Genomic DNA, 23,827 nt, shown 5'->3' on the forward strand with positions numbered 1-23,827 from the left:
TGAATCTTATTTTGAAACAGAAGGTGGAGATAACGCTAAATCAGATAAAAAAATAAAGTCTGCATGCTCACGAATTTTAGGAATAGAAGTTTCGATAATACGTGATGTAATTTCACCTGGAGCCCCAACGTGTCCGATAGCTACCATAATGGGTTTGTCTTGGATTTTTTTTATGAGTAATTGTGCTTGTTTTGAAATGTGACTTACCGTATATACATCATCAAAAAATAATTGGTTTTCAATAATAGGCACGCCTAATTCTTTACCGATTTTTGGGACAACACTATTAGGGTTTGTTTTACTATCTAAATAAAATAAACCGTGTTTTTTACAGGCAGAAAGTATAAGACGTACAATCCTTTCATCAGCGGTTACTTTTGATCCCATATGATTGTTCATTCCTATTGCATGAGGTATTTCTTGAATTGCTTGTTCGAGTCGGTTGTTTATTTCTTCATCGCTTAAATCTGTTGTAATCGCTTTTGGTCCAAGCCACTCTTTTTTTCCTCTAATTGGTTCCATTGGCATATGTATAATAACTTCATGCCCTTTTTTATGGGCAGCTATTGCGTCTTGTTTAGTAGAAGGAAGAAATGGCATAACAGCAACAGTGAGTGGAATTGGAAGTGATAACATCTTATCTGTGCCTTTCATATTATTGCCGAAATCATCGATGACAATAGCAACCTTATTCGTATGAGCGTTTGCTTGAATAGGAAAGAAGAAGAAGGGTATGAACAGGGTGAAGACGAGAAATGCAATGGTATATTTGCGCATATAAATATTTCCTTTCTATTTTATCCCGCTATTTGCGGGCAGTAAGACTCCCACCTCAAAATTCGGCTGGAGCAAAGAAGTTAGGTGGGAGATCCACTGCCCGTAAGCGCTCGATTGGTGAAGGCTAATAATTAGTGGGGGATGAACAAAATCCCCACTAATTCAAGTTTCACTTTATCAATCATCATTATGTTTTGCGTTTTTACATAAATTAAACAAAAAATGTCGAAGAAAAGTACATTGAAAATAGAGAATCCACTGTTTACTGAGTATTTACAAAAAAGAAGATGAAAAAAATGTCTATTATTGCGAATGTATTTACAAAGATAGAATAATTTGTAATAATTCTCAAAGTGAGGGTAAAGATTTGTAAATTACAGGGGAAAAATGCTAAATTTTCTGATTCTTCAATTTTAAATAGGATTAAGTGTTTAAAGGGCTAAAGTAGAAGAGGCGTTGAGAGTATTGAAGAAAAATAAGGGGGATATGGATGTTTACTGTAAAAAGGAAGTACACATTAGAAAAGCTTTCGCATGATATTCATATGAAACGTGAAGAAATGATTCATTTAGGATTAACAAGTGGGTTAAATAGTATGGAGACAATTCAAGTTAGTCAAGAATTGGACAAGCTTATCGTACAGTATCAGCGTTACAAAGAAAAACAAACACCGAAATGGTTTTCAATTATAAAGGTTCCTATTTTTCAAATTGGGTATGAAGGGAAATCAAACAATTTTTGGAGAATGTTTGTAGCTGGTTTTATGAAATAAGTATAATTACCCTTTTAAGATAAGGATAATTATACTATGTGTAATGGAATCTCTATATGAACTGTCGTTCCTTTGTTTTCTTTACTATCAATAAATATATGCCCATTGTACATCTCTACAATTCGTTTACATATAACAAGCCCAAGACCTGTTCCAGTATCTTTATTAGTAAAGAACGGATGAAAGAGGTGTTTTTGAATATGTTTAGGAATCCCTTTTCCAGTATCAATAATTTGCAAGTGTGCGTGTTTTTCGTTGTTTGTTACTACAATGGTTAATGTATCACCAGAAGCCATGGCTTCAATTGCATTTTTTGTAATGTTTAAAACCACTTGTTTCATATGGTCTTTTGAGCAACGTATATGAACAGGGTGGTCTGGCAAATGTAAATGAAATACAATGTTATGTAGATTCGCTTCAGATTGGATAATTAATGATACCTCATTAAGAATCGTTCTTACATCATATGTTTGTTCAGTGATGGCAGTTGGTTTTCCAAGAATAAGAAATTCGCTTACAATTTCATTAATCCGTTCTATTTCTTGTTCGATTACGGAAAAGTAGAACTGATCCTGTTCATCTTTATATTTCTCTTTTAACAGAGCAACGAGTCCTTTAATTCCAGTAAGAGGGTTACGGATTTCATGAGCTGTACTAGCTGCAAAAGTTCCAACCAATTCAATTTTTTGTAGTTCATTTTGTTGTCTTTCTAGTTTTGTTTGACGTTTTAATAACATATATTGAGCAAGTAAAAATAAAATAGACATTAAAAATAAAGTAGCTATACACTCTATTGAAACTAACTGGTATAAAGTTTGTTGATGAATAGGTAACGGAGAAACAGAGACTTTCCAATTTAATCTTTGGAGTGGGGTAGTAAGCATGTTAGAATGCCCATCGCTTGTTTCGTTATTATCATCGGTTAGAAAAACTACATCATGTTTATCAGTCACTTCGAAATGATATTGTGGTTTAATAGCATTTAAAGAGGCTGAAATGTAGTCAAAGCGTAAACTTGCTAATAATAATCCTGAGAGTTCCTTTTGTCTATTAAATATTGGAGACGCAATCATAATAGCTTGATGTCCAAGAACGCGATCTGTAATAACTGATGATACAGTTGTTTTCTTAGATTGCAATGCATCTTGGATGTATTGGCGGTCAGAAACGTCAATAGGCGGCGAATCGCCTTGGGATGCGAGTGTAATCATCCCATCTGTCGTAGCGTAATATAGACCGGAAAAACGTTGATCATTTCCATCGGTATCATGTACAATCTGTTTAATCCCATTGATGTTGCCAGTTTCGGTCCCTACGACTTTTGCGAGCATTTCTAAGGCAGATATAGCTTCACCAAGGTGATGGTCTAAATAGTCTCTATATAAAAAGAGAACAGTGTGAGCAGATAGTTTGTTTGCCTGTTTCATTTGATAAGTGTGATATGAAAAAAATGTGGCACCAATCCCTATCGTTGGCAGTATAACAAGCAGTATGTAAAAAACTATGCTTTGTAATTTGACTTTCAAATTTGGTACTCCTTCTTTTTTTATTATCATTATATATAAACTATGTTAAAATTGTCATGTTTTTATTCAAGAATCATTTGCATTACATTAGGGAAAGGAAAAGGAATGAGTGAATATTCATTCGGAAGTTGTAATGAGGTGCTACGTTGCTTTTCTTTTTGTTGCGGAGAATTTAAGTGAAGGGTTGAAATGGTATGACATCAAATAATGAGCGAGAAGACATTTCTCAATCTTTAAAAGTATTTATTGCATTATCCCGTGTACATCGTTCTGTTATGGATACTACAAATAAATCCATACAAAGTAACGGATTAAATCCAACTGAGTTTGCTGTATTAGAATTACTATATCATAAAGGAGGCCAACCACTTCAGCAAATCGGTGAGCGTATTTTAATAGCTAGTGGCAGCATTACATACGTTGTAGATAAGCTAGAGAAAAAAGGGCTTGTAAAACGAATTCCATGTCCAAATGACAGGCGTGTTATTTATGCACAATTAACGGAGTCTGGAGAGAGCTTTATTGCTTCTATTTTTCCAGGTCATGAGCAAGTTATATATCAGTCTTTTGAAATGTTAACGAAGGATGAGAAGGATGAATTACTCGAGCTATTGAAAAAAATTGGAAAGTATGAAAAATGATGATATGTTCCAAAGGAGCTTTGGATAAAGAAATCCAAGGCTTTTTTGCATATAAGCAAGATGGAAGCTGCCGAATTTTGTTGAAAACTAAGAGGGGATTTGGGAATAAGTATTGAATTATAGTAAAGGTATACATAACGGAGAGGGGGCTTGTTCATGTCATTTAAAGACTATGAATATAAACGGCCAAATATTGAAGAATTAAAAGGGAAATTTACTGTTGCTTTAGAGAAATTTGATAACGCAAAAACTGTAGAAGAACAAAAACAAGTTATCAATTCAATTAACGAAATTCGTAATGACTTTGGTACAATGGGGAACCTTTGTTACATTCGTCATTCTGTTGATACGACAGATGCCTTTTATAAGGATGAGCAGGATTTCTTTGATGAATTCTCTCCAGTTGTACAAGGGTATGGTACAAAGTATTATAATGCGTTAATTCATTCTCCATTCCGCGAAGAATTAGAGGCGTATTATGGAAAGCAATTATTTGCTCTTGCGGAGTGTGATTTGAAAACATATTCTGATGAAGTCGTGAAAGATTTACAATTAGAGAATAAACTGTCTTCACAATATACACAGTTATTAGCATCTGCAAAAATTGACTTTGCAGGAGAAGAAAGAACGTTATCGCAACTTATTCCATTTATGCAAGGAAAAGAAAGAAGTGAACGTAAAGCAGCAAGTGAAGCATACTACGGATTTTTAGCTGAGAAAGAGGAAGAGTTAGATCGCATTTATGATGAGCTTGTTAAAGTGAGAACGAAAATCGCAAAAACACTTGGTTTTAAAAACTTTGTTGAATTAGGATATGCAAGAATGTATCGTACAGATTATAATGCTGAAATGGTAGCGAACTATCGTCAGCAAGTATTAGATTATATCGTTCCGGTTGCAACCGAGTTAAGAAATAGACAAAAAGCACGCATTGGTGTAGAAAAGCTCGCTTATTATGATGAAAACTTTGAGTTTGCTACAGGTAATCCAACTCCAAAAGGCGATGCCGATTGGATTATTAATCACGGGAAAACGATGTATAAAGAATTATCAGCTGAAACAGATGAATTTTTTAATTTCATGCTCGATAATGATTTATTAGATTTAGTTGCGAAAAAAGGAAAAGCTGGTGGTGGATATTGTACATATATCGAGAATTATAAAGCGCCATTCATCTTCTCAAACTTTAATGGAACGTCTGGTGACATTGATGTGCTAACACATGAAGCAGGCCATGCTTTCCAAGTATATGAAAGTCGTAAGTATGAAATTCCAGAATATAATTGGCCAACATATGAAGCGTGTGAAATCCATTCAATGAGTATGGAATTCTTTACATGGCCATGGATGAAGTTATTCTTTGAAGAAGATGCGGATAAATATTATTTCTCACACTTAAGTTCAGCACTTCTATTTTTACCGTACGGTGTATCTGTAGATGAATATCAACATTATGTATATGAAAATCCAGAAGCATCGCCAGCAGAACGTAAGTCAGCATGGCGTAACATAGAGAAGAAGTATTTACCACATCGTGATTATGAAGATAATGATTATTTAGAGCGTGGTGGTTTCTGGCAACGTCAAGGTCATATTTATAGCTCACCTTTCTACTATATTGACTACACGTTAGCTCAAATTTGTGCACTGCAATTTTGGAAACGTGCAAGAGATAATAGACAAGAGGCTTGGGAAGATTATGTGAATCTTTGTCAACAAGGTGGAAGTAAATCATTCTTAGAATTAGTAGAGGTTGCAAATTTAACATCACCATTCGCTGAAGGGTGTGTAAAAAGTGTAATTACAGAAATTGAAGCGTGGTTACGTGCTGTTGACGACACAAAATTGTAAAAAAACATGCACTTTTTTCCTATGTTTAACATCGACATAATAGAAAAATGATGAGATAATAAAAGAAAATTCAGAATTATTTTAGGGGTGTTTCTAATGGGGAGCGCCCCTTTTCACCAACAAAAGGGGGGAAAGCACTATGCTTCAATCTAATATGGATGTTAGTTTAGAAACTTTAGTCCACTCATTACAGTCTACACGAAGCACGCTGTTATCAGAAATTGAAATGTTAAATGATACGGAGGTGAATGTAAAGCCACGCCGTGATAAATGGAGTATTATTCAAATTTTGCATCATTTGCATTTAGTTGAACAGTCTGTCACATCTGCCCTTGTATATGCTTTGCAAAAAAAAGAAAGAAAACTTGCTCCATTTAAAGACCTCCAACTTACGCTTGATCGTACACATAAAAGGGAAGCTCCTCAACAAATGAAACCAACAGAAACATTAATGAAAAAACTGCAAGGAATTCAATTACTTGAACATTCACGACAAGAATTATTACATGCCCTTCATAGTGTAATAGATGAAAAAGAATTATTTGAAAATGGATTAAAACATCCTATTTTTAATGATTTGAATTTATATCAATGGGTTCAATTTCTAGATTTACACGAACAAAGACATCTTACACAGCTAAAAGAAGCGAAACATGCAATTTTACAGCGTTAAAATGAAAGAAGTGGGGAACCGCTTCTTTTCTTTTTTACTCATGCATAGTTTTCTTTCTCATTTTGGAATACTACATGGAGAAAAGAAAAGAAGGAGTTGAAAAGCATGTCAAAGAAAAAGAGAGAAGAAGAGCGCGCCTGGAAAGCTCGGAAAGAAAATCAAAAGCCACATGGGAAAGTGAAAGCTTTTGCAGAATTAGTTGAAGGAACAGAAAAAACGTGATGAAGTTCATCACGTTTTTTGTATGAGTGGGAAAGTTAATAAGAAGGTTGTACCTGTCCCTTTTTCGCTTATAATATCAATCTTTCCATCCATTGCTTGAATGACGCTGAAGACGACCATCATTCCGAGTCCGGTCCCTTTTTCTTTCGTTGAGTAGAAAGGTGATCCAAGGCGTTTTATTTGTTCTTGATCCATACCAACTCCTGTATCTTTTATATATAATTGTATATGTTTATGGTCTGGAACTAATGTAAGAATAAGGTCGCCACCTGTAGGCATAGCCTCAATACAATTTTTAAAAATATTTAATAAACATTGGTTCAGTTTTTGCTTTTCGCCAGCGATAAAGAAAGATGTACTTTGTTTTATATAATTTATACGAACATTTGCTAAATTGGCGAGAGGTGTGATCAAAGACAACGCATGAAGTAATTCTTCCTCTACTTGTAATTGTTGTTCTTTTTCAATACTCGGTTTTGCAAAAGTTAAGTAGTCTGTAAGAACGTGATTTGCTTGTTCGATACCATTAATGGCTATGTCGATATATAATTTTCGTTCTTTCTCAGAACATGCATCTGACTGTAAAAGTTGTAAAAAACCTTTCGTTGCAGTTAAAGGATTACGAATTTCATGAGAGATAGAAGCTGCCATTTCGCCGATTAAATGAAATTTCTCAGCGTTCATAAGTTCATTTTGGAGACGAACTTGCATTTGTAATATGTGTAGTAAATATAAAATAAGGATCGTACCAATCATCGTACATAGTTCGTACACAATGATATGTGGTATATAATCTGCCTCATTTGTAACACTTGCAAGGAAAAATGGTATCCAACCAAATCCATAAGTAAGACTGTAAAAAATAGCAAGTGTTATTTTTATATGATTAGAACTTCGATTAAAAAATTTGTATGTTAATAGTAGAACAATAAATAGGAGAATAGAAGCGATAAAGGATGGAAACGCACCTATTCCTCCCAATAAAAAGCGATAAATGTTTAATACAGCTAAAATAGAACCACCAGCAATAGGCCCTCCCGTTAACGTGCCGACAATTAATACGATATGTCGCATGTCGAACTGAAAACCATTATTTGTTTTTGCTGCGAAAGTGATACATAGTATGGTAGCGAGGCAACACAATACAATAAATATGGCTGAATTTAATTTAGGAGATCGTTTCCCTTTCTGATTCCAAAATAAATGATATACGAGCATTGTAACGAGAATAGATAATATATTTAAAAAGAGGTAAATAATAAAGAGTTCCAGTGGGATGCCTCCTCTCTTCTAACATTAAATTAATCATACTATAAAATGAAATAAATGAAATGCGAAATAGCGGAAAAAATCAGAAATTTTTTCTGGTAGTATACAATATGTTACAATAATCTTTGTCAATGAAAGAAGAAATTCCGTGCACTGCATGGGAGAGGTTCGCGAACTCCCTCTATAAAAAACTATGGAAACAACAATATCATTAGGTATTGTTTTGTTTTTTTATTGTGACAGTTCAAGAACGTTCTTTCTTCTTATTCGTAGTAGAGAAGGAGAATGAGTGAAATGAAAAAAGAAAAAGCAGTTGTTGTTTTTAGTGGTGGACAAGATAGTACAACATGTTTATTTTGGGCGATACAGCAGTTTGAAGAAGTGGAAGCTGTAACATTTAACTACAATCAACGTCATAAATTAGAAATTGATTGTGCAGCGGAAATTGCGAAAGAGCTAGGAATTAAACATACGATACTAGATATGAGCCTATTAAATCAACTTGCTCCAAATGCGTTAACGAGAACGGATATGGAGATTACACATGAAGAAGGTGAATTGCCATCAACATTTGTAGATGGACGAAATTTACTATTTTTATCATTTGCGGCTGTATTAGCAAAACAAGTTGGAGCACGTCATATTGTAACGGGTGTATGTGAAACTGATTTCAGTGGTTATCCAGATTGTCGTGACGTGTTTGTGAAATCATTAAACGTTACATTAAATTTATCTATGGATTATCCGTTTGTTATTCATACACCACTTATGTGGATTGATAAAGCAGAGACATGGAAACTATCTGATGAACTTGGAGCATTTGAGTTTGTTAGAGAAAAAACATTAACATGTTATAACGGAATCATTGGTGATGGTTGCGGTGAATGTCCAGCATGTCAACTTCGTAAAGCGGGATTAGATACGTATCTACAAGAACGCGAAGGAGCGAGCAACTAATGGATAACTTTTTTGGATTTCGCATCGTAGAAAATTTGCAAAAAATGGACAAGGATATTCAGCGTGAACAACTCAAATATCATAATAAAAGAGTAATGGTCAGCAAGGAATTTACATTTGACGCAGCGCACCATTTACACTGCTATGAAGGGAAATGTAAAAATTTACATGGACACACATATAAAGTCGTATTTGGAATTAGCGGATATGTAAATGAAATAGGCCTTGCAATTGACTTTGGAGATATAAAAGAGATTTGGAAAAATGAAATAGAAATTTATTTAGATCATCGTTATTTAAACGAAACATTGCCAGAAATGAATACGACTGCTGAAAATATGGTCGTTTGGATTTATGAAAAGATGGCAGAAGCATTAACGAAAGATAATCGTGCGAACGAATATAAGGGAGCTCGTGTTGAATTTGTTCGTCTTTTTGAGACGCCAACTAGTTATGCGGAAGTAAGACGGGAGTGGATGCTCGATGAGTAAAATCCCCGTCTTAGAAATATTTGGCCCAACCATTCAAGGAGAAGGGATGGTTGTAGGACAAAAGACAATGTTTATCCGTACAGCGGGCTGTGATTATAGCTGTGCTTGGTGTGATTCTGCTTTTACATGGGATGGATCGGCCAAAGATCAAATTAAACAAATGACACCGGAAGACATTTGGAATGAGCTTGTAGAAATTGGTGGAGAAAATTTTTCTCATGTTACGATTTCGGGTGGAAATCCTGTTTTGCTGAAAAATATGCAATTTCTTCTTTCTATATTAAAGGAGAATGGAATGCGAACAGCGGTAGAAACGCAAGGGAGTAAATGGCAAGATTGGTTGCTTCAAATTGATGAGGTAACGATTTCTCCAAAACCACCAAGTTCAACTATGAAAACAGATTTTCAGATGTTAGATTCTGTTATTCATAAACTAGCAGGGAAAGATTTTAGTTTAAAAGTAGTAGTATTCGATGATCAAGATTTTGAATATGCAGTTAAGATGCACGAGCGTTATCCGAATGTACCATTTTTCTTACAAGTAGGGAATGATGATACGAAAACAGTGGATGATGCGGTGCTTATAAAAAAACTATTAGAAAAATATGAGTGGCTTATTGAAAAAGCTGTGAATTGTAAAGAAATGAATGATGCGAAAGTACTGCCTCAGCTTCATGCGTTAGTATGGGGAAATAAACGAGGGGTATAATGAGAAGGGATGTTTAAAATGGCAGGAAGATTAGATGAAGATTTAAAAGATGTAACATTATTAGGAAATCAAAATACAAAATATTTATTTGAATATAGCCCGGAAATTTTAGAGGTATTTGATAATAACCATCCAAACCGTGATTACTTTGTAAAATTCAATTGTCCTGAATTTACAAGTTTATGTCCGAAAACAGGACAACCAGATTTTGCAACAATTTATATTAGCTACATTCCAGAACAAAGAATGGTAGAGAGTAAATCTTTAAAGCTATATTTATTTAGCTTCCGAAATCATGGTGACTTCCACGAAGATTGCATGAACGTTATTATGAATGATTTAATTAAATTAATGGATCCACGCTATATTGAGGTATGGGGGAAATTTACACCACGTGGTGGTATTTCAATCGATCCTTACTGTAACTACGGCCGCCCAGGAACTAAGTATGAGAAAATGGCAGACTACCGCATGATGAATCACGATTTATATCCAGAAAAGATCGATAATCGTTAATATAGAAAGAAAGGATCTGTATGATATACAGATCCTTTCTTTCTATTATATTATGCATGTTGATTAATGACAGTATAGTTTTTATGGCTTACAACTGTAAGAGGTTCCATATCTAGTTCTCTAAAATTCTCCATAATTGTTATATCAACAATAACGGAGTTTTGATTTACCTTTTGAACACGGCCTTGCATTCCACCTTTAAATTCAATGATATCTCCAGTTTCTGCGATCTGCATAAGCAACTCTCCTTGTTCCAGTTTTCCCAAAAAAAGAATAATTTGGGCTTTTTTATTTCTTCTTATTTTGAACTATATTTACTACTTTGTAAATGTTTCCAAAGTAAAAATTCGAAAAATATTCACTTTTTGTAAGAAAATATGTAAAAAATATTGTTTAGGAGAAGAATGATGAAAATGCATACATCTTTATACGGGAGTATAATAAAAGATACAATGACCTACTAAAGTGGGAGAAATTAGGGGCGGTAAAATGATGTTTGAAGTTGTGGGGAGCTTTATAGCGATTTTATTATTTTTATTTTCATATATACAGTTGAAGAAAGTGCGTCATCATGAAACAACTACATATTTTGATGGACTGGATGGTGTGCACACTTCAATAACACATGATAGTGGTGGGGATATATAACTTTCTTTTTATGCATGGTAAGATGGCAATAAGAAATAGTACGTAATATAGTTCGTAAGTGATGAATGGGGAGTGGAAAGAATGCGAATTTCTTTTATTCGTCATGGTCGTTTGGACAGTACTATAGAGCCAATGACAATTATTTCATTTCGTGAATGGATGAAGCAATATGATTTAGGGACTACAGTAAAAGAAACTCCTATACCAATTGAAACAATTGAGGCGATGGAATCAGCGAAACTGGTTGTAACGAGTGATGAAAGGCGCGCTGTACAGTCAGCGGCTGAGTTATTGGATTCCCTATCTTTTGTGCAAAATCCTCTTTTTAGGGAAGCTGAAGTTCCAACGAGTTTTTATGCTCCAAAATGGTTGAAATGTAAACCGAATGTATGGATGTTTATTGGACGTACACGATGGATAGTTGGTTATAGTAAAGAGGTTGAGTCTTATAAGGAAGTACGAGAAAGAGCAAGGCAAGCCGCTAATATGTTGCACCGCTATGCGCTCGTACATGGACATATTGCCCTTGTAGGTCATAGTTATTTTAATGCGATGATTGGGACTGAACTGAGGGCAATGGGGTGGTCTGGTTCGCCTATTTTCCATAAGAAGCCATGGGGATGTACAACGTATACATTTCATGAGGCTATGGATGGAAATGTATTAAATACAAAATTAATTTAAAAGAGGCTGTCCCTTTGGCAGCCTCTTTCTCTACATAACAAGTAAAAAAGAATTGTCCTTTTAAGATATAGAAACCAATGACCGTAATGGTTTTATTAGATGGGCATACGGTTCACCGACGAGCATAACGGTTTTATCTTCTTGGTAACCAAGTTTTTCATATAGTGAAAAAGCGCGTTTGTTTTCTAAATTAACAAGTAAGGCGATTTTTTCATGTCCTTTTTCAGTTGCATGAAGTTCAGCTGCATCGATTAATTTAGAGCCAATACCACGTCCACTGTACATACTTGAAACTGACAACGTGTCAATATAATACTCATCAAGTTCAGCTTCTTTTTCTAACGTAATGGATTCGTCTTCATGTAGTTCTCTTAAGTAGTGTATGATTGGTACATCAAGTTGTTCAGCGTCACTACCGTGATAAACGACAATAACCCCAACTACCTTTCCACCTTGTTCAGCCACTAAACAGTTTTCATAGCTCAATCGATTATTTTCTTTTTCGAACCATGTTTCAAGTCCTAGTATTACTTTTGCTTCAACTGTGCTACCTGTGATTTTTTCAGCAATTTCGTGCAGAGCGTTATACAATAAAGGTGCTACTTCTACCGCATCTGTCTTTTTTGCTTTCCGAATCATAGTATCCCTCCTAGTTCTAAATGTATATTGTAGCATAAAATAAAATATCAAACAGTGATTTGGAACTTTGTTATACAGGGCATCAAAAAGTTTGATATAGAGAAGTAGCTATGTTAGTATATGATATTTAGTGCGAATATAATAAAGTGATATAGATATAAAAATAATGAAAGTGAATTACATAATAGTAACGGGATAATTTTACCGTTGTCGACCTATAGAAGATGCGATAAAATAAACTATTGCAGAGAGGTGAAATACATGGATGAACAATTAGCAAATACAATTTTGGATCAGCTGAAAAATGGTGAAATAAAGGAGTATGTTGCGACGAAAGATGTATTTTATACGTTCAGAGAAGTTGTTGTAAATCGAGAAGATTTTAAACATATTATCGGGAACGCACAGCGCGGTGGACAGGTCATTTATACATATTCAGAAACACCACGTTCATAAATAGAAGATAAAGGAGAGGAGAATTATGGGGGATTTTAAACAAGGCATATTGCCACATTGGGATTACATGTGGAAAGATAGAGCTGGGAATAGGTTTATGGGAATGGTTATGTATCCAGAGAAACGAAAATGTTCAGCAAAAATGCTTCAGAAAATAAAAAGAGCATATGAGCAAGCAATAGAAATTAAAGTAACTGTACAAGTTCAACATACATATCAGTACGTAGAAGGAATGATCGTATACTTTGATGAAGAAGCTCCTGTATGTACAATGCTCGATAAAGATGAGAATCCACATCATATATTTGTAAAAGATATTTTGCGTATTGAGCAGCCTGAATGATTTTTTTCATAAATAAATTGAAGTTCCATAATAATAATCTTTTTCTATAATAGTTATCTTTTAGTATGTAACGAGGAACGAAAGAGTATGTATAAATATTTAATAAAGTAAAATTGATAAATGTAATCGTTTTTTGGAACAGATTATCGTTTAAGGTCTGTTCTTTTTTGCGTGATGCTGGAGAAATATATTACTCCAGCATTTACTGTTTTATGACAAAAAATATTGTTAACTTTTTTTAAAATAAGGTTAAATTCGTTGACAAGTTTTTTGAAAAGCACTTTATTGACATGAGTTTTAGAATGTTGTTTCATAGTCTTTGTATTGAAAAAAATCGACGGTCATGTCGAAAAGTAAAAGTTAAAAAAAGAAAGAATTTATACATATATCTTGTGTCTTATTTTGAAACGTAATACAATATATAGAGAAATCAAGAAACGACATACAGAGAATATAGATTGGAGAGGGAGGGTCGGAAATGTTAGTTGCATATGATTCTATGACAGGAAACGTGAAGCGTTTCATCCACAAATTAAATATGCCGGCCGTTCAAATTGAAGAAGCTCTAGTATTAGATGAAGACTTTATTCTTATTACGTATACAACAGGTTTTGGCAATGTACCGGAACGTGTTTTAGACTTTTTAGAACGCAATAATGAAAAATTAAAAGGCGTATCTGCAAGTGGCAATCGTAATTGGGGAGACATGTTTGGTGCAAGTGCTGACAAAATTTCTACTAAATATGAAGTGCCTATTGTATCAAAATTTGAGTTATCTGGAACAAATAATGATGTAGAATATTTTAAAGAAAGGGTGCGGGAGATTGCGACACATTGAACTGAATAATGAAATCACGCAAATGCAGGACGGTTTTTATCAGCTTCATAAAGATAAAGAGGCATTAGAAGTCTTTATGGAAGAAGCTAGAGAGAATACCGTTCATTTTAATAGCGTGGCAGAGCGAATGGAGTATATGAAAGAACATGATTACTATTACAACGTTCTGGACGAGTATAGCTTGGAGGAAGTAGAAGGAGTTTATAACATCGCTTATGGTGAAAACTTCGAGTTCCAATCTTATATGGCAGCATCTAAGTTCTATAAAGATTATGCGTTAAAAACGAATGATCAAAAACAATACTTAGAAAGCTATGAAGATCGTGTAGCAATTGTTTCATTATACTTAGGACGCGGTGATGTTGCGAAGGCAAAACACTTCGCAAGCATGATTGTAAAACAAAACTACCAACCAGCGACACCAACCTTTTTAAATGCGGGACGAAGCAGAAGAGGAGAAATGGTGTCTTGTTTCTTGTTAGAGATGGATGATAGCTTAAATTCAATCGGCTTTAACATTAATACTGCAATGCAATTATCGAAAATCGGTGGTGGAGTAGCTTTAAACTTATCTAAGCTACGCGCACGTGGTGAGCAAATTAAAGGTATTGATAACGCCGCAAGTGGTGTAGTACCTGTTATGAAATTGCTTGAAGATTCGTTTTCATATGCGAATCAGTTGGGTTAACTTTATGGCTCAACTATAAAACCGGGTCAATTGCTGGAACGCCTGAGTATATCGAGGTAGGATACTACGAAGAAATTACGTAGCGACCCCTGAAAATCCAAGATTGCAGGAAATCAGCAGCCAAGCTCCTAAATCTATTAGATAAGGAGAAGGTTCAACGACCAAGTGGCTATGTAGGTGACTAAGTAGCTCGAACCTGGCTTCTCAAAACAACCAAATTCAAAGGGTGTATACAGTTATTATAGTTTATGCCATATTCATGTGCATCAAACATATGATAAATGGTTAAATGAAGAATTTGGCGAGAAGAAGATATGGTCTGAACTCTATAGCGATATAGAGAGGGTAGCAGAAATGACTATCCCCCATACGTTTTGACGATATGGAGTAACAATATGCAACGAAAAGGTGCAGGTGCAGTATACTTAAACATTTTCCATTGGGATATTATTGAATTCCTTGATACCAAAAAAATAAATGCCGATGAGAAGAGCCGTATTCAGTCTCTATCAATCGGAATTATCGTTCCAAGTAAGTTCTTTGAGCTTGCTGAGAAAAACGAACCTTTCCATGTTTTCGCGCCTTATACAGTATTTAAAGAGTACGGAAAACATTTAGATGATATAGATATCGACGAAATGTACGATGAATTAATGAGTAATCCGGAAGTGAAGAAGAAGCCACTAGATATTAGTGCGCGTGATATGCTTATTAAAATTGCTATGATTCAGCTGGAGTCTGGTTACCCATACTTAATGTTTAAATCAAATGCAAATAACCAGCATCCACTGAAGGATATTGGAACTGTGAAGATGTCGAACTTATGTACAGAAATCTTCCAGCTACAAGAAACTTCTGAAATAAATGATTACGGTACAGAAGACATTATCCGCCGCGATATTAACTGTAACTTAGGATCGTTAAATATCGTAAACGTAATGGAAAATAAAGAAATCCGTGAAGCAGTTCATGCGGGAATGGAAGCTTTAACAGCTGTTTCTGATATGACGATCATTCCGAATGCCCCAACTGTGAAAAAAGCAAATGATGAGCTTCATTCAGTTGGACTTGGAGCAATGAACTTACATGGATATTTAGCAAAAAATAAAATGGCTTATGAAAGTGCTGAAGCGAAAGAATTCGCTCGTACATTCTTTATGATGTTAAATTACTACTCGATTGAGAAAAGTATGGAGATCGCTAAAGAAAAAGGCGAAACATTTAAAGACTTCGATAAGTCTGATTATGCAAACGGCACATACTTTGAAAAGTATGAAACGACAGATTACAGCCCAGTAACTGAAACAGTTCAGCAATTATTTGAGGGAATTCATATTCCAACAAAAGAAGATTGGACAAGTTTAAAAGAGCAAGTACAGAAGAATGGTTTATACAACTCATATCGTCTTGCAATCGCTCCGACACAATCGATCAGTTACGTTCAAAATGCAACTTCAAGCGTAATGCCAATCGTAAGTCAGATTGAATCAAGAACGTATGCGAATGCGACAACATATTATCCAATGCCGTATTTATCAAAAGATACGTTCTGGTACTATAAATCTTCTTACGATATGAATCAGTTTAAATTAATTGATTTAATCGCAGAAGTTCAAGAACATATTGACCAAGGAATTAGTACTATTCTTTATGTTAATAGTGATATTTCAACACGTGAGTTAGCACGTTACTACATTTATGCACATAAAAAAGGCTTGAAGAGTCTTTATTATACGAGAACACGTAAATTAAGCGTGGAAGAGTGCGTGGCTTGTACCGTTTAATATAAAAAGTGAGACATTATGAGCAGGGTTTTTCTGAACCCTGCTCATGCTTAGTTATCAATTTTTTTATGTTTATTTAGAGAAGGGGCGATTTAATGCGTGCGGTAAACTGGAACAAAAAAGAAGATGATTTTAGTTTAATGTTTTGGAAGCAAAACATCGCTCAGTTTTGGACAGAAGAAGAAATCGCAGTGTCTTCTGACAAAAATACTTGGGCACAATTATCAAAAGAAGAGCAAATTGCTTATAAGCGTGTATTAGGTGGTTTAACACTTTTAGATACGAAACAAGGTGGCGAAGGGATGCCACTTGTACTTGTTCATCTTGAAAATTTACAAGCGAAAAGTGTATTAGCTTTCATGGGCGCTATGGAAGAAGTACATGCGAAGAGTTACAGCCATATTTTCACAACGTTAGCTACTGAAGAAGAAATTGATGATATTTTTGAATGGGTAGATAACCATCCATTACTTGAGAAAAAAGCTGGTATTGTTACTAGTTACTATCGTCGCTTATTAAAGCCTGAAGTAACGAAAAAAGAGTTATACATGGCAATGGTAGCAAGTGTGTTCTTAGAAAGTTACTTATTCTATAGTGGATTCTTCTATCCACTTTACTTAGCTGGTCAAGGTAAATTGACGGCAAGTGGTGAGATTATTAACCTAATAATTCGTGACGAGTCAATTCACGGCGTATTCGTTGGTATTTTAGCACAACAAATCTTCACAGAACTTTCTGCAGAAGAGCAACAAGAAGTACAAACGGAAACGCAAGAGTTATTAATGGAACTGTATGAAATTGAATTGGCATATACAGAAGAAATTTACACTTCTATCGGTCTTGTAGAGGATGTAAATCGTTTCGTTCGTTACAATGCGAATAAAGGACTTATGAACTTAGGGCTTGAGCCGAAGTTTGAGGAAGAAGAAATTAACCCAATCGTTTTAAATGGTTTACGTACAGATACGAAAAACCATGACTTCTTCTCTGTAAAAGGAAATGGCTACGTAAAAGCAACGAATGTTGAAAAGTTAGCAGACGATGACTTCGTATTCAATTTTTAATATAGTGTTATAGAAAAAGCTGTCTTTATAGAAAAGACAGCTTTTTTGCTATGAATAGTTTACATAATGTTATTATTTCATGGAAATATTTTAATCTTGTAAAAGCCCAATTTTTTAGGAAGTGAGAATGAAAAAACAAGGATTAAAGTTGTATTTTTCATATTTAGTCGTATGAGAGATTGAATAACTTATGTCAAAATGAATAAAAAATGAGAAGAAATGAGGACCAACTCCACCTATACGTTCTTTCTAGTATTGAATTTTCAAATGCTAGAAATTTTGGCTTGAAAATTGCATGAATATTTAAAAAGTAACAAAAAGGGAGGTAATACTCGGTGTGATATATAGTTATTTGAAAACGCTTCCTTTTGATTGTCGATTTTTAAATGGAAATTAGATAGAGAACGTAGGAGGAATGATAGGTGGGGAAAGTAGTTGGTTTAAAACGTTCATTAGGGCTTTGGTCAATTGTTATGCTAGGGGTCGGGTATATGACACCGATGGTTGGGTTTGATACATTTGGAATCGTTTCTGAAAAAACGGGTGGTCATGTTCCAGGAGCTTATCTTATTGCATTAGCGGGGATGTTGTTTACCGCTGCAAGCTACGGCAAAATGGTAAAGGCTTTTCCTACCGCAGGATCTGCTTATACGTATACACAGAAGACAATTAGTGCAAGGCTTGGGTTTCTTGTTGGATGGTCCGCGTTATTGGATTATTTGTTTCTACCAATGGTGAACGCACTATTAACGAGAATTTATATGTCAGCATTTTTCCCAAGTGTTCCTAGTTGGGTATGGGTCATTGGCTTTGTTCTCCTGGTTACATTAATAAATATGATTAGCGTAAATGTTACTGCTAATTTCAATACGTTCTTAGTAATATTTCAAGTGTTAGTAATGGCCGTATTTGTTTTTCTAGTTATAAAAGGCTTATTAGCGGGAGAGGGAACAGGAGAAGTTTTTTCCATTCAGCCGTTTTTTCAATCAGATATACAAATATCACCGTTAGTTGCAGGTGCAACAATTCTTTGTTTCTCATTTTTAGGTTTTGATGCAGTAACTACATTTTCAGAAGAGACACCAAACGCCAAAAAAACAATTCCTCGAGCTATTTTTCTTACTGCTTTAATCGGCGGAGTTTTATTCATTACTACAACGTATTTTACACAATCTATGTTTCCAGATACATCTGTATTTAAAAATCAAGAATCAGCATCCCCAGAAATTGCGCTATATGTTGGCGGGAAATTATTTCAAGCTTTCTTTTTAGTAGGAACCCTTATGGGGACACTTGCGTCTGGTTTAGCTTCTCAAACAAGTGTATCCAGGTTATTATACGTAATGGGGCGAGATAATGTAATTCCGAAGAAAATATTCGGATACATTCATCCTCGCTGGAGAACCCCAGTATATAATATTATTTTTGTAGGAATTATTTCGCTCTTCGCTATATTCATTGATTTAGAAACAGCAGCATCTCTTATTAACTTTGGAGCGCTTATTGCATTTACATTTGTTAATTTGTCTGTAATTTCTTACTATATAATCAAGAAAAAAAGATATAAGACGATAAAAGATTTCTTAAATTACTTAGTTATGCCTATTTTGGGTGCTGCTACTGTAGCCGTACTATGGTTTAATCTCAATATCCATTCACTTATTTTGGGACTTTGCTGGGCTGCTATTGGAATTGGGTACCTTCTATATGTTACAAATATGTTCCGTTCAGCTCCTCCGCAAATGCATTTTGAAGAAGCACAGGAAATATAAAAAGAAAAAGGCATCGGATAAGTTCCGATGTCTTTTTTTTATATTTGATAATCATGCAGCATTGCATAAGTCATTCAAAGATTCATAAGTAAAGGGGGTGACACGATATGATTAACGTAGTATTTTCACTTGGCACGATTATTGCTTTGTACAATTAGTAAAAATATAAAGAGGGGTGTTATCGTGCCGATTCAATCAGAAAAACATACAAATACAGTTGAAGTTGAAAATCCTTTAGAGGAATTTCAAGCTATATTAAAAGAGGCGCTTCATTTTTTAAGTTATCCAGACGAAGTATTCGAATTTCTGAAAAAACCGATGCGTTTTTTAGAAGTAAGCATTCCTGTTCGAATGGATGATGGAACAACAAAGGTATTTCAAGGGTATCGCGCTCAGCATAACGACGCAGCAGGGCCAACAAAAGGTGGTATTAGATTTCATCCAGATGTTACGGCAGAAGAAGTAAAAGCACTTGCTGGCTGGATGAGCTTGAAATGTGGAGTGACAGGACTGCCATATGGAGGCGCAAAGGGCGGGATTATTTGTAATCCACAGGAGTTGAGTTTTAGAGAACTAGAGTTACTGAGTCGTGGGTATGTAAGAGCAGTAAGTCAAATTGTGGGGCCGACGAAAGATATTCCAGCACCTGATATGTATACAAATGCGCAAATTATGGCTTGGATGCTAGATGAATATGACCATATCAGGGAGTTTGACTCTCCAGGCTTTATAACCGGGAAGCCATTAATGCTAGGAGGATCACAAGGGCGGGAAACAGCAACTTCTAAAGGTGTATTGTATACACTTCAGTTAGTAAGTGAGTTAAAACAAATTCCGCTACAAAATATGCGAGTTATTATTCAAGGGTTTGGGAATGTTGGAGGTTATTTGGCAAAATATTTATATGATATTGGTGTGAAAGTAGTCGGGGTATCAGATGCTATAGGAGGAATTTATAATCCAGACGGTCTAGATGTTCCTTATTTACTAGAAAACAGAGATTCTTTCGGTGTAGTATCGAATCTCTTTAGTAAAATAATTTCTAATCAGGAGTTGTTAGAAAAAGAATGTGATGTACTCATTCCGGCGGCAATTGGAGGAGTCATTACAAAACATAATGCAGGAAAGCTTGGATGTAAGATTATCATTGAGGCTGCAAATGGACCAACAACAAAAGAGGCGATAACCATGTTAGAAGAAAAAGGAATTTTGGTTGTTCCAGATATTTTAGCAAACTCTGGTGGCGTGATTGTTTCATATTTTGAATGGTGTCAAAATAACCAAGGATATTACTGGACAGAGCAATATGTTGATCAATGTTTAAAGGAGAAAATTACATCTAGTTTTTCTAACGTACTTGATACTTCTAAACGCTTTGGAGTAAATATGAAAATTGCTGCTTATATGGAAGGGGTTCGCAAGATTGTAGAAGCATCGCGTCTAAGAGGTTGGTTGCATTTTTAACCTAAAGGGAGGGCTAAAATGAAACTGGATATTTTATTAGAAGAAGTGGAGAGACAACAAATCGGTTATTACTGTATTGTGTCGAATAGTCATCGTTACGATATAGCTGTTACGTATTCGCAACAGTTTCTTGGAAAAGCAATGGTTACCTCAATTCAAAATGGGAGAATGGTTTTATTAAGCCAAGAAGATATTGGAGAGGAACAATATTGGGCAACAAGGTTAGGCATTGAGGTAGAGGACATAGAAGAGTTTCAAAGCTTTTTCTATATGATTCTTCAGTCACAAAGGTTAGAAGAACAATATTAATAGAATAAAAGAAAGGGATGATTGATTATGTATTATGATATTATTACGAGTCCGTGTTATGGAATAATTGAAAAAGTGTCTATCGATAAGGATTCTCGAATTTATGAATGGGAGCCATTATTCGCTATTAAAGATATGAATGGTAAACTGGAAGTAATTAAGATGGGATGTAGTGGAGAAGTTCAATCTTTAGAAGTAGAAGCGGGAGATAAAGTAATTCCAGGTATGGTATTAGCTTATATTCAAGAAGATCTTTTCGTTAGTGGTAGTGATTAATGATAGAACTATGAGGAAGATGGAGGCACTCATCTTCCTTTTTTTATTAAATAAAGAAAGAAATGTTTTATTTTCAGATTAATTAAAAAAATCTGTTTTTAATGATACAATACAAATTAAATAGTTCAAAGGAGGAATAGCAGAATGTTTTCCATCGCTCATACAAAAATTAGACCCATAGTTTCTCTACCTATCGATCAATCTGAAAAGGAATGGAATATAGATGTTAAAAATATAAAAGAATCGTTTCTATTTTTAAAAAGAGGAGAGAAATTATTTGCATACGTTCATGTGAAGGATCTGCTATCAAATAGTAAGGAATTAACTTCTAAGCTATTACTTTCAAATGCTGTTTCACTAGATACAATATGTCATCTTAGTAAAGATATTTCTTTAACAGCTCTTTTTCAAATTATTGGAGCGCCGATTGCCATAGTAAAAAATGAAGTGGATGAGCTAACAGGATATATAAGAAGAGAGGATGTTTTTGCAGAACTATTTAAACAAGAAAATCAGAGTGTTGATATATTAAAAATTATTTTAACGTCTATTCCAATGGGGATTTTTGTAGTAGATCGTGAAAAGAAAATTGTAAATTGCAATGAGTCTGGTTTGAAGATGATTAAATCGACTCCTGAAAAAGTTATGAATGTACCAGCAAAACTGATTTTTAACGAAGAGCACATTAATAACGTATTTACAACGGGAAAAACGATCTTGAATCAATTACAAATCACAAATGAGATGGGTGTATTAGTTGACTATAGTCCAATTCCAAACTTTGATCAAAGTATTGAAGGAATGGTTATTATTGTGCAAGATTTGCCGATGGTCGAGGACATGGCGATGGAAATTGAATATATAAAGGATTTAAATAAAGATTTACATGCAATTTTGTCTAGCATTTATGATGAAATATTAGTTGTTAATCATAAAGGGGAATTAATTCGTTATAGTGAAACTGTTATCAATGATTTTTGGGGGAGTAATTTGAAGGACTTGTTAGGAAAAAATCTTTTAGACCTAGAAAAGAAAGGATTATTTAGTCCATCGGTTACGCGATTAGTGTTGGAAAAACAAAAAAAGGTATCAGTTGTACAAGAAACAAAAAGCGGAAGAAAAATATTAGCAGTTGGAAACCCTGTATTTAATGAAAACGGAGAGCTTCATCGTATTATTATTGCCTCCAGGGATATTACCGAAGCAACGAGATTGAAGACGGAATTACATGAAATAAAGAAGATATCAGAGCAATATAAGAAGGAGTTAGATGACTTTAAAAATAAAGATCGTTTTCTTAAGAAGCTTATCTACTGTAGTCCGAAAATGGAGCAAATTATTAACCAAGCTAAAAAAATAGCAGATTTTTCTTCCAATGTTCTTATTTCTGGAGAATCTGGCGTCGGAAAAGAAGTAATTGCTCAGGCAATTCATCAACTTGGAAACCGATCTTCAAAGCCATTTTTAAAATTAAATTGTGGTGCAATTCCAGAAACTTTGCTAGAAAGTGAACTATTTGGTTATACGAAAGGTGCTTTTACAGGAGCCGATAAAAATGGAAAAGAAGGATATTTTAAGCGGGCGGATCAAGGTATTTTATTTTTAGATGAAATTGGAGAAATGCCTTTACATTTGCAAGTAAAATTGCTTAGAGTCCTGCAGGAACAAGAAGTAATTCCTATTGGAAGTACAACACCTATGAAAATAAATGTACAAATTATTGCTGCTACAAATAAGAGCCTTGAAAAGATGGTCGAATCTGGAACATTCCGTGAAGATTTATTTTATCGGCTAAATGTAATTCCACTGCGAGTTCCTTCTCTACGAGAGCGAATGGAAGATGTTCCGGTACTTGCCTTTCATTTCTTACAACAGTTAAATGAAAAATATAATAAAAATTATCATTTAACTCCAGATGCGCTTAGCTTACTAGAGTTTTACTCATGGCCAGGAAATGTACGTGAATTACAAAATATGATTGAACGTTTAGTAGTATCAGCAGACGATCCAGTAATTGAAGCGGAGTTTGTTAGTAAGTTTTTAACAACTGGTTATGACTTTAAAAAATCAAAACCAGTTATTACAAGAGTATTACCATTACAAGAAGCACTACATTCTGTAGAAGAACAATTGATTTTACTTGCAATGAAGCAGTACAAAACAACGACTAAGGCTGCAAAAGCTCTTGGAATCAGCCAATCTTCAGTGAGTCGCAAATATCAAAAGATTGTTAGTGAAAAAGAGATAGCGGCTGATATCATCTCATATTCCTAAAAAAGGAGAAGGTCACATAGACTTCTCCTTTTTGTGTGTGCTCAGCATGTACATATTCTCTGGGATTCAAGTCCCGAGTGGTGAAGGCGGTAGCGGAAATGATTAAAGTTTCACTTTATGCAAAATGGAATAGTGTATGCGGAAATGCATAAAATGTTTGTTGTTTTTAAGAAAATAGTCAGTT

At 34.6% G+C, this 23,827-nt stretch carries 25 protein-coding genes, 2 pseudogenes and 1 riboswitch; of the genes and pseudogenes, 22 read left to right on the plus strand and 5 right to left on the minus strand.

Translation table 11 applies throughout. The features are described from left to right. Nucleotides 1-6: 6 nt before the first annotated feature. A complete protein-coding gene (locus ABH959_RS21710; protein ID WP_002086817.1) occupies nt 7-777 on the minus strand; it encodes a divergent polysaccharide deacetylase family protein in 771 nt (256 codons plus the stop codon). Nucleotides 778-1,267: 490 nt separating this feature from the next. On the opposite strand from ABH959_RS21710, the gene ABH959_RS21715 reads away from it, so the two are divergent. Beyond that, nucleotides 1,268-1,549 carry an aspartyl-phosphate phosphatase Spo0E family protein gene (locus ABH959_RS21715; RefSeq protein WP_002011543.1) on the plus strand — a complete coding sequence of 94 codons (282 nt, stop codon included), beginning with the start codon at nt 1,268-1,270 and terminating at the stop codon, nt 1,547-1,549. A 29-nt stretch (nt 1,550-1,578) separates the two neighbouring features. Here the strand turns inward: ABH959_RS21715 and ABH959_RS21720 are convergent, their stop codons facing one another. Next, complete coding sequence (locus tag ABH959_RS21720) at nt 1,579-3,075, minus strand: DUF3149 domain-containing protein (protein WP_113936978.1); 1,497 nt, start codon at nt 3,073-3,075, stop codon at nt 1,579-1,581. A gap of 194 nt (nt 3,076-3,269) precedes the next feature. Here ABH959_RS21720 and ABH959_RS21725 point away from each other — a divergent pair, with 194 nt between their 5' ends. The 4 genes from ABH959_RS21725 to ABH959_RS21740 all read left to right on the plus strand — a co-directional run bounded on the left by ABH959_RS21725 (nt 3,270) and on the right by ABH959_RS21740 (nt 6,462). Continuing rightward, complete coding sequence (locus tag ABH959_RS21725; protein ID WP_002011538.1) at nt 3,270-3,716, plus strand: MarR family winged helix-turn-helix transcriptional regulator; 447 nt, start codon at nt 3,270-3,272, stop codon at nt 3,714-3,716. Nucleotides 3,717-3,872: 156 nt separating this feature from the next. Next, nucleotides 3,873-5,567 (plus strand): M3 family oligoendopeptidase, encoded by a 1,695-nt coding sequence (locus ABH959_RS21730; protein WP_113936979.1) that lies wholly within the window; start codon nt 3,873-3,875, stop codon nt 5,565-5,567. Between the two features lie 139 nt (nt 5,568-5,706). Then, nucleotides 5,707-6,240, plus strand: coding sequence for a DinB family protein (locus ABH959_RS21735; protein WP_002030551.1), 534 nt, complete (start codon nt 5,707-5,709; stop codon nt 6,238-6,240). Nucleotides 6,241-6,345: 105 nt separating this feature from the next. Beyond that, a complete protein-coding gene (locus ABH959_RS21740) occupies nt 6,346-6,462 on the plus strand; it encodes a DUF6254 family protein (protein ID WP_000038354.1) in 117 nt (38 codons plus the stop codon). A gap of 9 nt (nt 6,463-6,471) precedes the next feature. On the opposite strand, the gene ABH959_RS21745 is transcribed toward ABH959_RS21740, so the two are convergent. Then, nucleotides 6,472-7,680, minus strand: a complete 1,209-nt coding sequence (locus tag ABH959_RS21745; RefSeq protein WP_113936980.1) for an ATP-binding protein — start codon at nt 7,678-7,680, stop codon at nt 6,472-6,474. A gap of 208 nt (nt 7,681-7,888) precedes the next feature. Continuing rightward, nucleotides 7,889-7,932: riboswitch (PreQ1 riboswitch) on the plus strand. 93 nt (nt 7,933-8,025) lie between these two features. On the opposite strand from ABH959_RS21745, the gene queC reads away from it, so the two are divergent. From queC to queF, 4 genes are read left to right on the plus strand one after another with little or no spacing between them, the layout of a single operon-like run. Then, a complete protein-coding gene (queC, locus tag ABH959_RS21750; RefSeq protein WP_002086813.1) occupies nt 8,026-8,688 on the plus strand; it encodes a 7-cyano-7-deazaguanine synthase QueC in 663 nt (220 codons plus the stop codon). After that, entirely contained in the window at nt 8,688-9,179 is a 492-nt protein-coding gene (queD, locus tag ABH959_RS21755) for a 6-carboxytetrahydropterin synthase QueD (protein ID WP_002011526.1), read from the plus strand. Before queC ends, queD begins: the two co-directional genes overlap by 1 nt. Then, entirely contained in the window at nt 9,172-9,888 is a 717-nt protein-coding gene (queE, locus tag ABH959_RS21760) for a 7-carboxy-7-deazaguanine synthase QueE (protein WP_002086811.1), read from the plus strand. The genes queD and queE overlap by 8 nt, the downstream gene beginning before the upstream one ends. Before the next feature lie 18 nt (nt 9,889-9,906). Next, the gene (gene queF, locus ABH959_RS21765) at nt 9,907-10,404 is read left to right on the plus strand and encodes a preQ(1) synthase (protein WP_002086808.1); all 498 of its coding nucleotides are present in this window, start codon (nt 9,907-9,909) and stop codon (nt 10,402-10,404) included. 50 nt (nt 10,405-10,454) lie between these two features. Here queF and ABH959_RS21770 read toward each other — a convergent pair whose 3' ends face one another. Continuing rightward, complete coding sequence (locus ABH959_RS21770; RefSeq protein WP_002064385.1) at nt 10,455-10,640, minus strand: YkvS family protein; 186 nt, start codon at nt 10,638-10,640, stop codon at nt 10,455-10,457. Nucleotides 10,641-10,893: 253 nt separating this feature from the next. Here ABH959_RS21770 and ABH959_RS21775 point away from each other — a divergent pair, with 253 nt between their 5' ends. Both ABH959_RS21775 and ABH959_RS21780 read left to right on the plus strand, forming a co-directional pair. Beyond that, nucleotides 10,894-11,052 carry a hypothetical protein gene (locus ABH959_RS21775; RefSeq protein WP_033706566.1) on the plus strand — a complete coding sequence of 53 codons (159 nt, stop codon included), beginning with the start codon at nt 10,894-10,896 and terminating at the stop codon, nt 11,050-11,052. A gap of 81 nt (nt 11,053-11,133) precedes the next feature. Further along, complete coding sequence (locus ABH959_RS21780; protein WP_113936981.1) at nt 11,134-11,736, plus strand: histidine phosphatase family protein; 603 nt, start codon at nt 11,134-11,136, stop codon at nt 11,734-11,736. A gap of 60 nt (nt 11,737-11,796) precedes the next feature. On the opposite strand, the gene ABH959_RS21785 is transcribed toward ABH959_RS21780, so the two are convergent. Then, a complete protein-coding gene (locus tag ABH959_RS21785) occupies nt 11,797-12,375 on the minus strand; it encodes a GNAT family N-acetyltransferase (protein WP_113936982.1) in 579 nt (192 codons plus the stop codon). Between the two features lie 261 nt (nt 12,376-12,636). Here ABH959_RS21785 and ABH959_RS21790 point away from each other — a divergent pair, with 261 nt between their 5' ends. From ABH959_RS21790 to ABH959_RS21840, 11 genes and pseudogenes are all read left to right on the plus strand, one after another. Then, nucleotides 12,637-12,831, plus strand: coding sequence for an abortive phage infection protein (locus tag ABH959_RS21790; protein ID WP_113936983.1), 195 nt, complete (start codon nt 12,637-12,639; stop codon nt 12,829-12,831). 25 nt (nt 12,832-12,856) lie between these two features. Then, entirely contained in the window at nt 12,857-13,174 is a 318-nt protein-coding gene (locus ABH959_RS21795; RefSeq protein WP_060750618.1) for a hypothetical protein, read from the plus strand. Between the two features lie 478 nt (nt 13,175-13,652). Then, entirely contained in the window at nt 13,653-14,012 is a 360-nt protein-coding gene (gene nrdI / locus ABH959_RS21800) for a class Ib ribonucleoside-diphosphate reductase assembly flavoprotein NrdI (protein ID WP_105584136.1), read from the plus strand. Next, nucleotides 13,999-14,697: pseudogene (locus ABH959_RS21805) on the plus strand (ribonucleotide reductase N-terminal alpha domain-containing protein); the annotation flags it as partial. The gene nrdI and the pseudogene ABH959_RS21805, both read left to right, overlap by 14 nt. A gap of 401 nt (nt 14,698-15,098) precedes the next feature. Next, a pseudogene (locus ABH959_RS21810) lies at nt 15,099-16,484 on the plus strand (ribonucleoside-diphosphate reductase subunit alpha); the annotation flags it as partial. 95 nt (nt 16,485-16,579) lie between these two features. Continuing rightward, complete coding sequence (gene nrdF, locus ABH959_RS21815; protein WP_002011508.1) at nt 16,580-17,548, plus strand: class 1b ribonucleoside-diphosphate reductase subunit beta; 969 nt, start codon at nt 16,580-16,582, stop codon at nt 17,546-17,548. 422 nt (nt 17,549-17,970) lie between these two features. Beyond that, entirely contained in the window at nt 17,971-19,320 is a 1,350-nt protein-coding gene (locus tag ABH959_RS21820; RefSeq protein ID WP_016093021.1) for an APC family permease, read from the plus strand. Nucleotides 19,321-19,503: 183 nt separating this feature from the next. Further along, nucleotides 19,504-20,784: a Glu/Leu/Phe/Val family dehydrogenase gene (locus ABH959_RS21825; protein ID WP_113936984.1), complete on the plus strand. Its 1,281-nt coding sequence runs from the start codon at nt 19,504-19,506 to the stop codon at nt 20,782-20,784. An 18-nt stretch (nt 20,785-20,802) separates the two neighbouring features. Further along, nucleotides 20,803-21,093, plus strand: coding sequence for an SAV0927 family protein (locus tag ABH959_RS21830; protein ID WP_000762559.1), 291 nt, complete (start codon nt 20,803-20,805; stop codon nt 21,091-21,093). Nucleotides 21,094-21,120: 27 nt separating this feature from the next. Then, nucleotides 21,121-21,369 (plus strand): biotin/lipoyl attachment domain-containing protein, encoded by a 249-nt coding sequence (locus ABH959_RS21835; RefSeq protein ID WP_002011502.1) that lies wholly within the window; start codon nt 21,121-21,123, stop codon nt 21,367-21,369. A gap of 144 nt (nt 21,370-21,513) precedes the next feature. Continuing rightward, entirely contained in the window at nt 21,514-23,643 is a 2,130-nt protein-coding gene (locus ABH959_RS21840; protein WP_113936985.1) for a sigma 54-interacting transcriptional regulator, read from the plus strand. The last annotated feature ends 184 nt before the right edge of the window (nt 23,644-23,827 follow it).

This window comes from Bacillus sp. RC51 (assembly GCF_044908115.1).
Lineage (GTDB): Bacteria > Bacillota > Bacilli > Bacillales > Bacillaceae_G > Bacillus_A > Bacillus_A mycoides.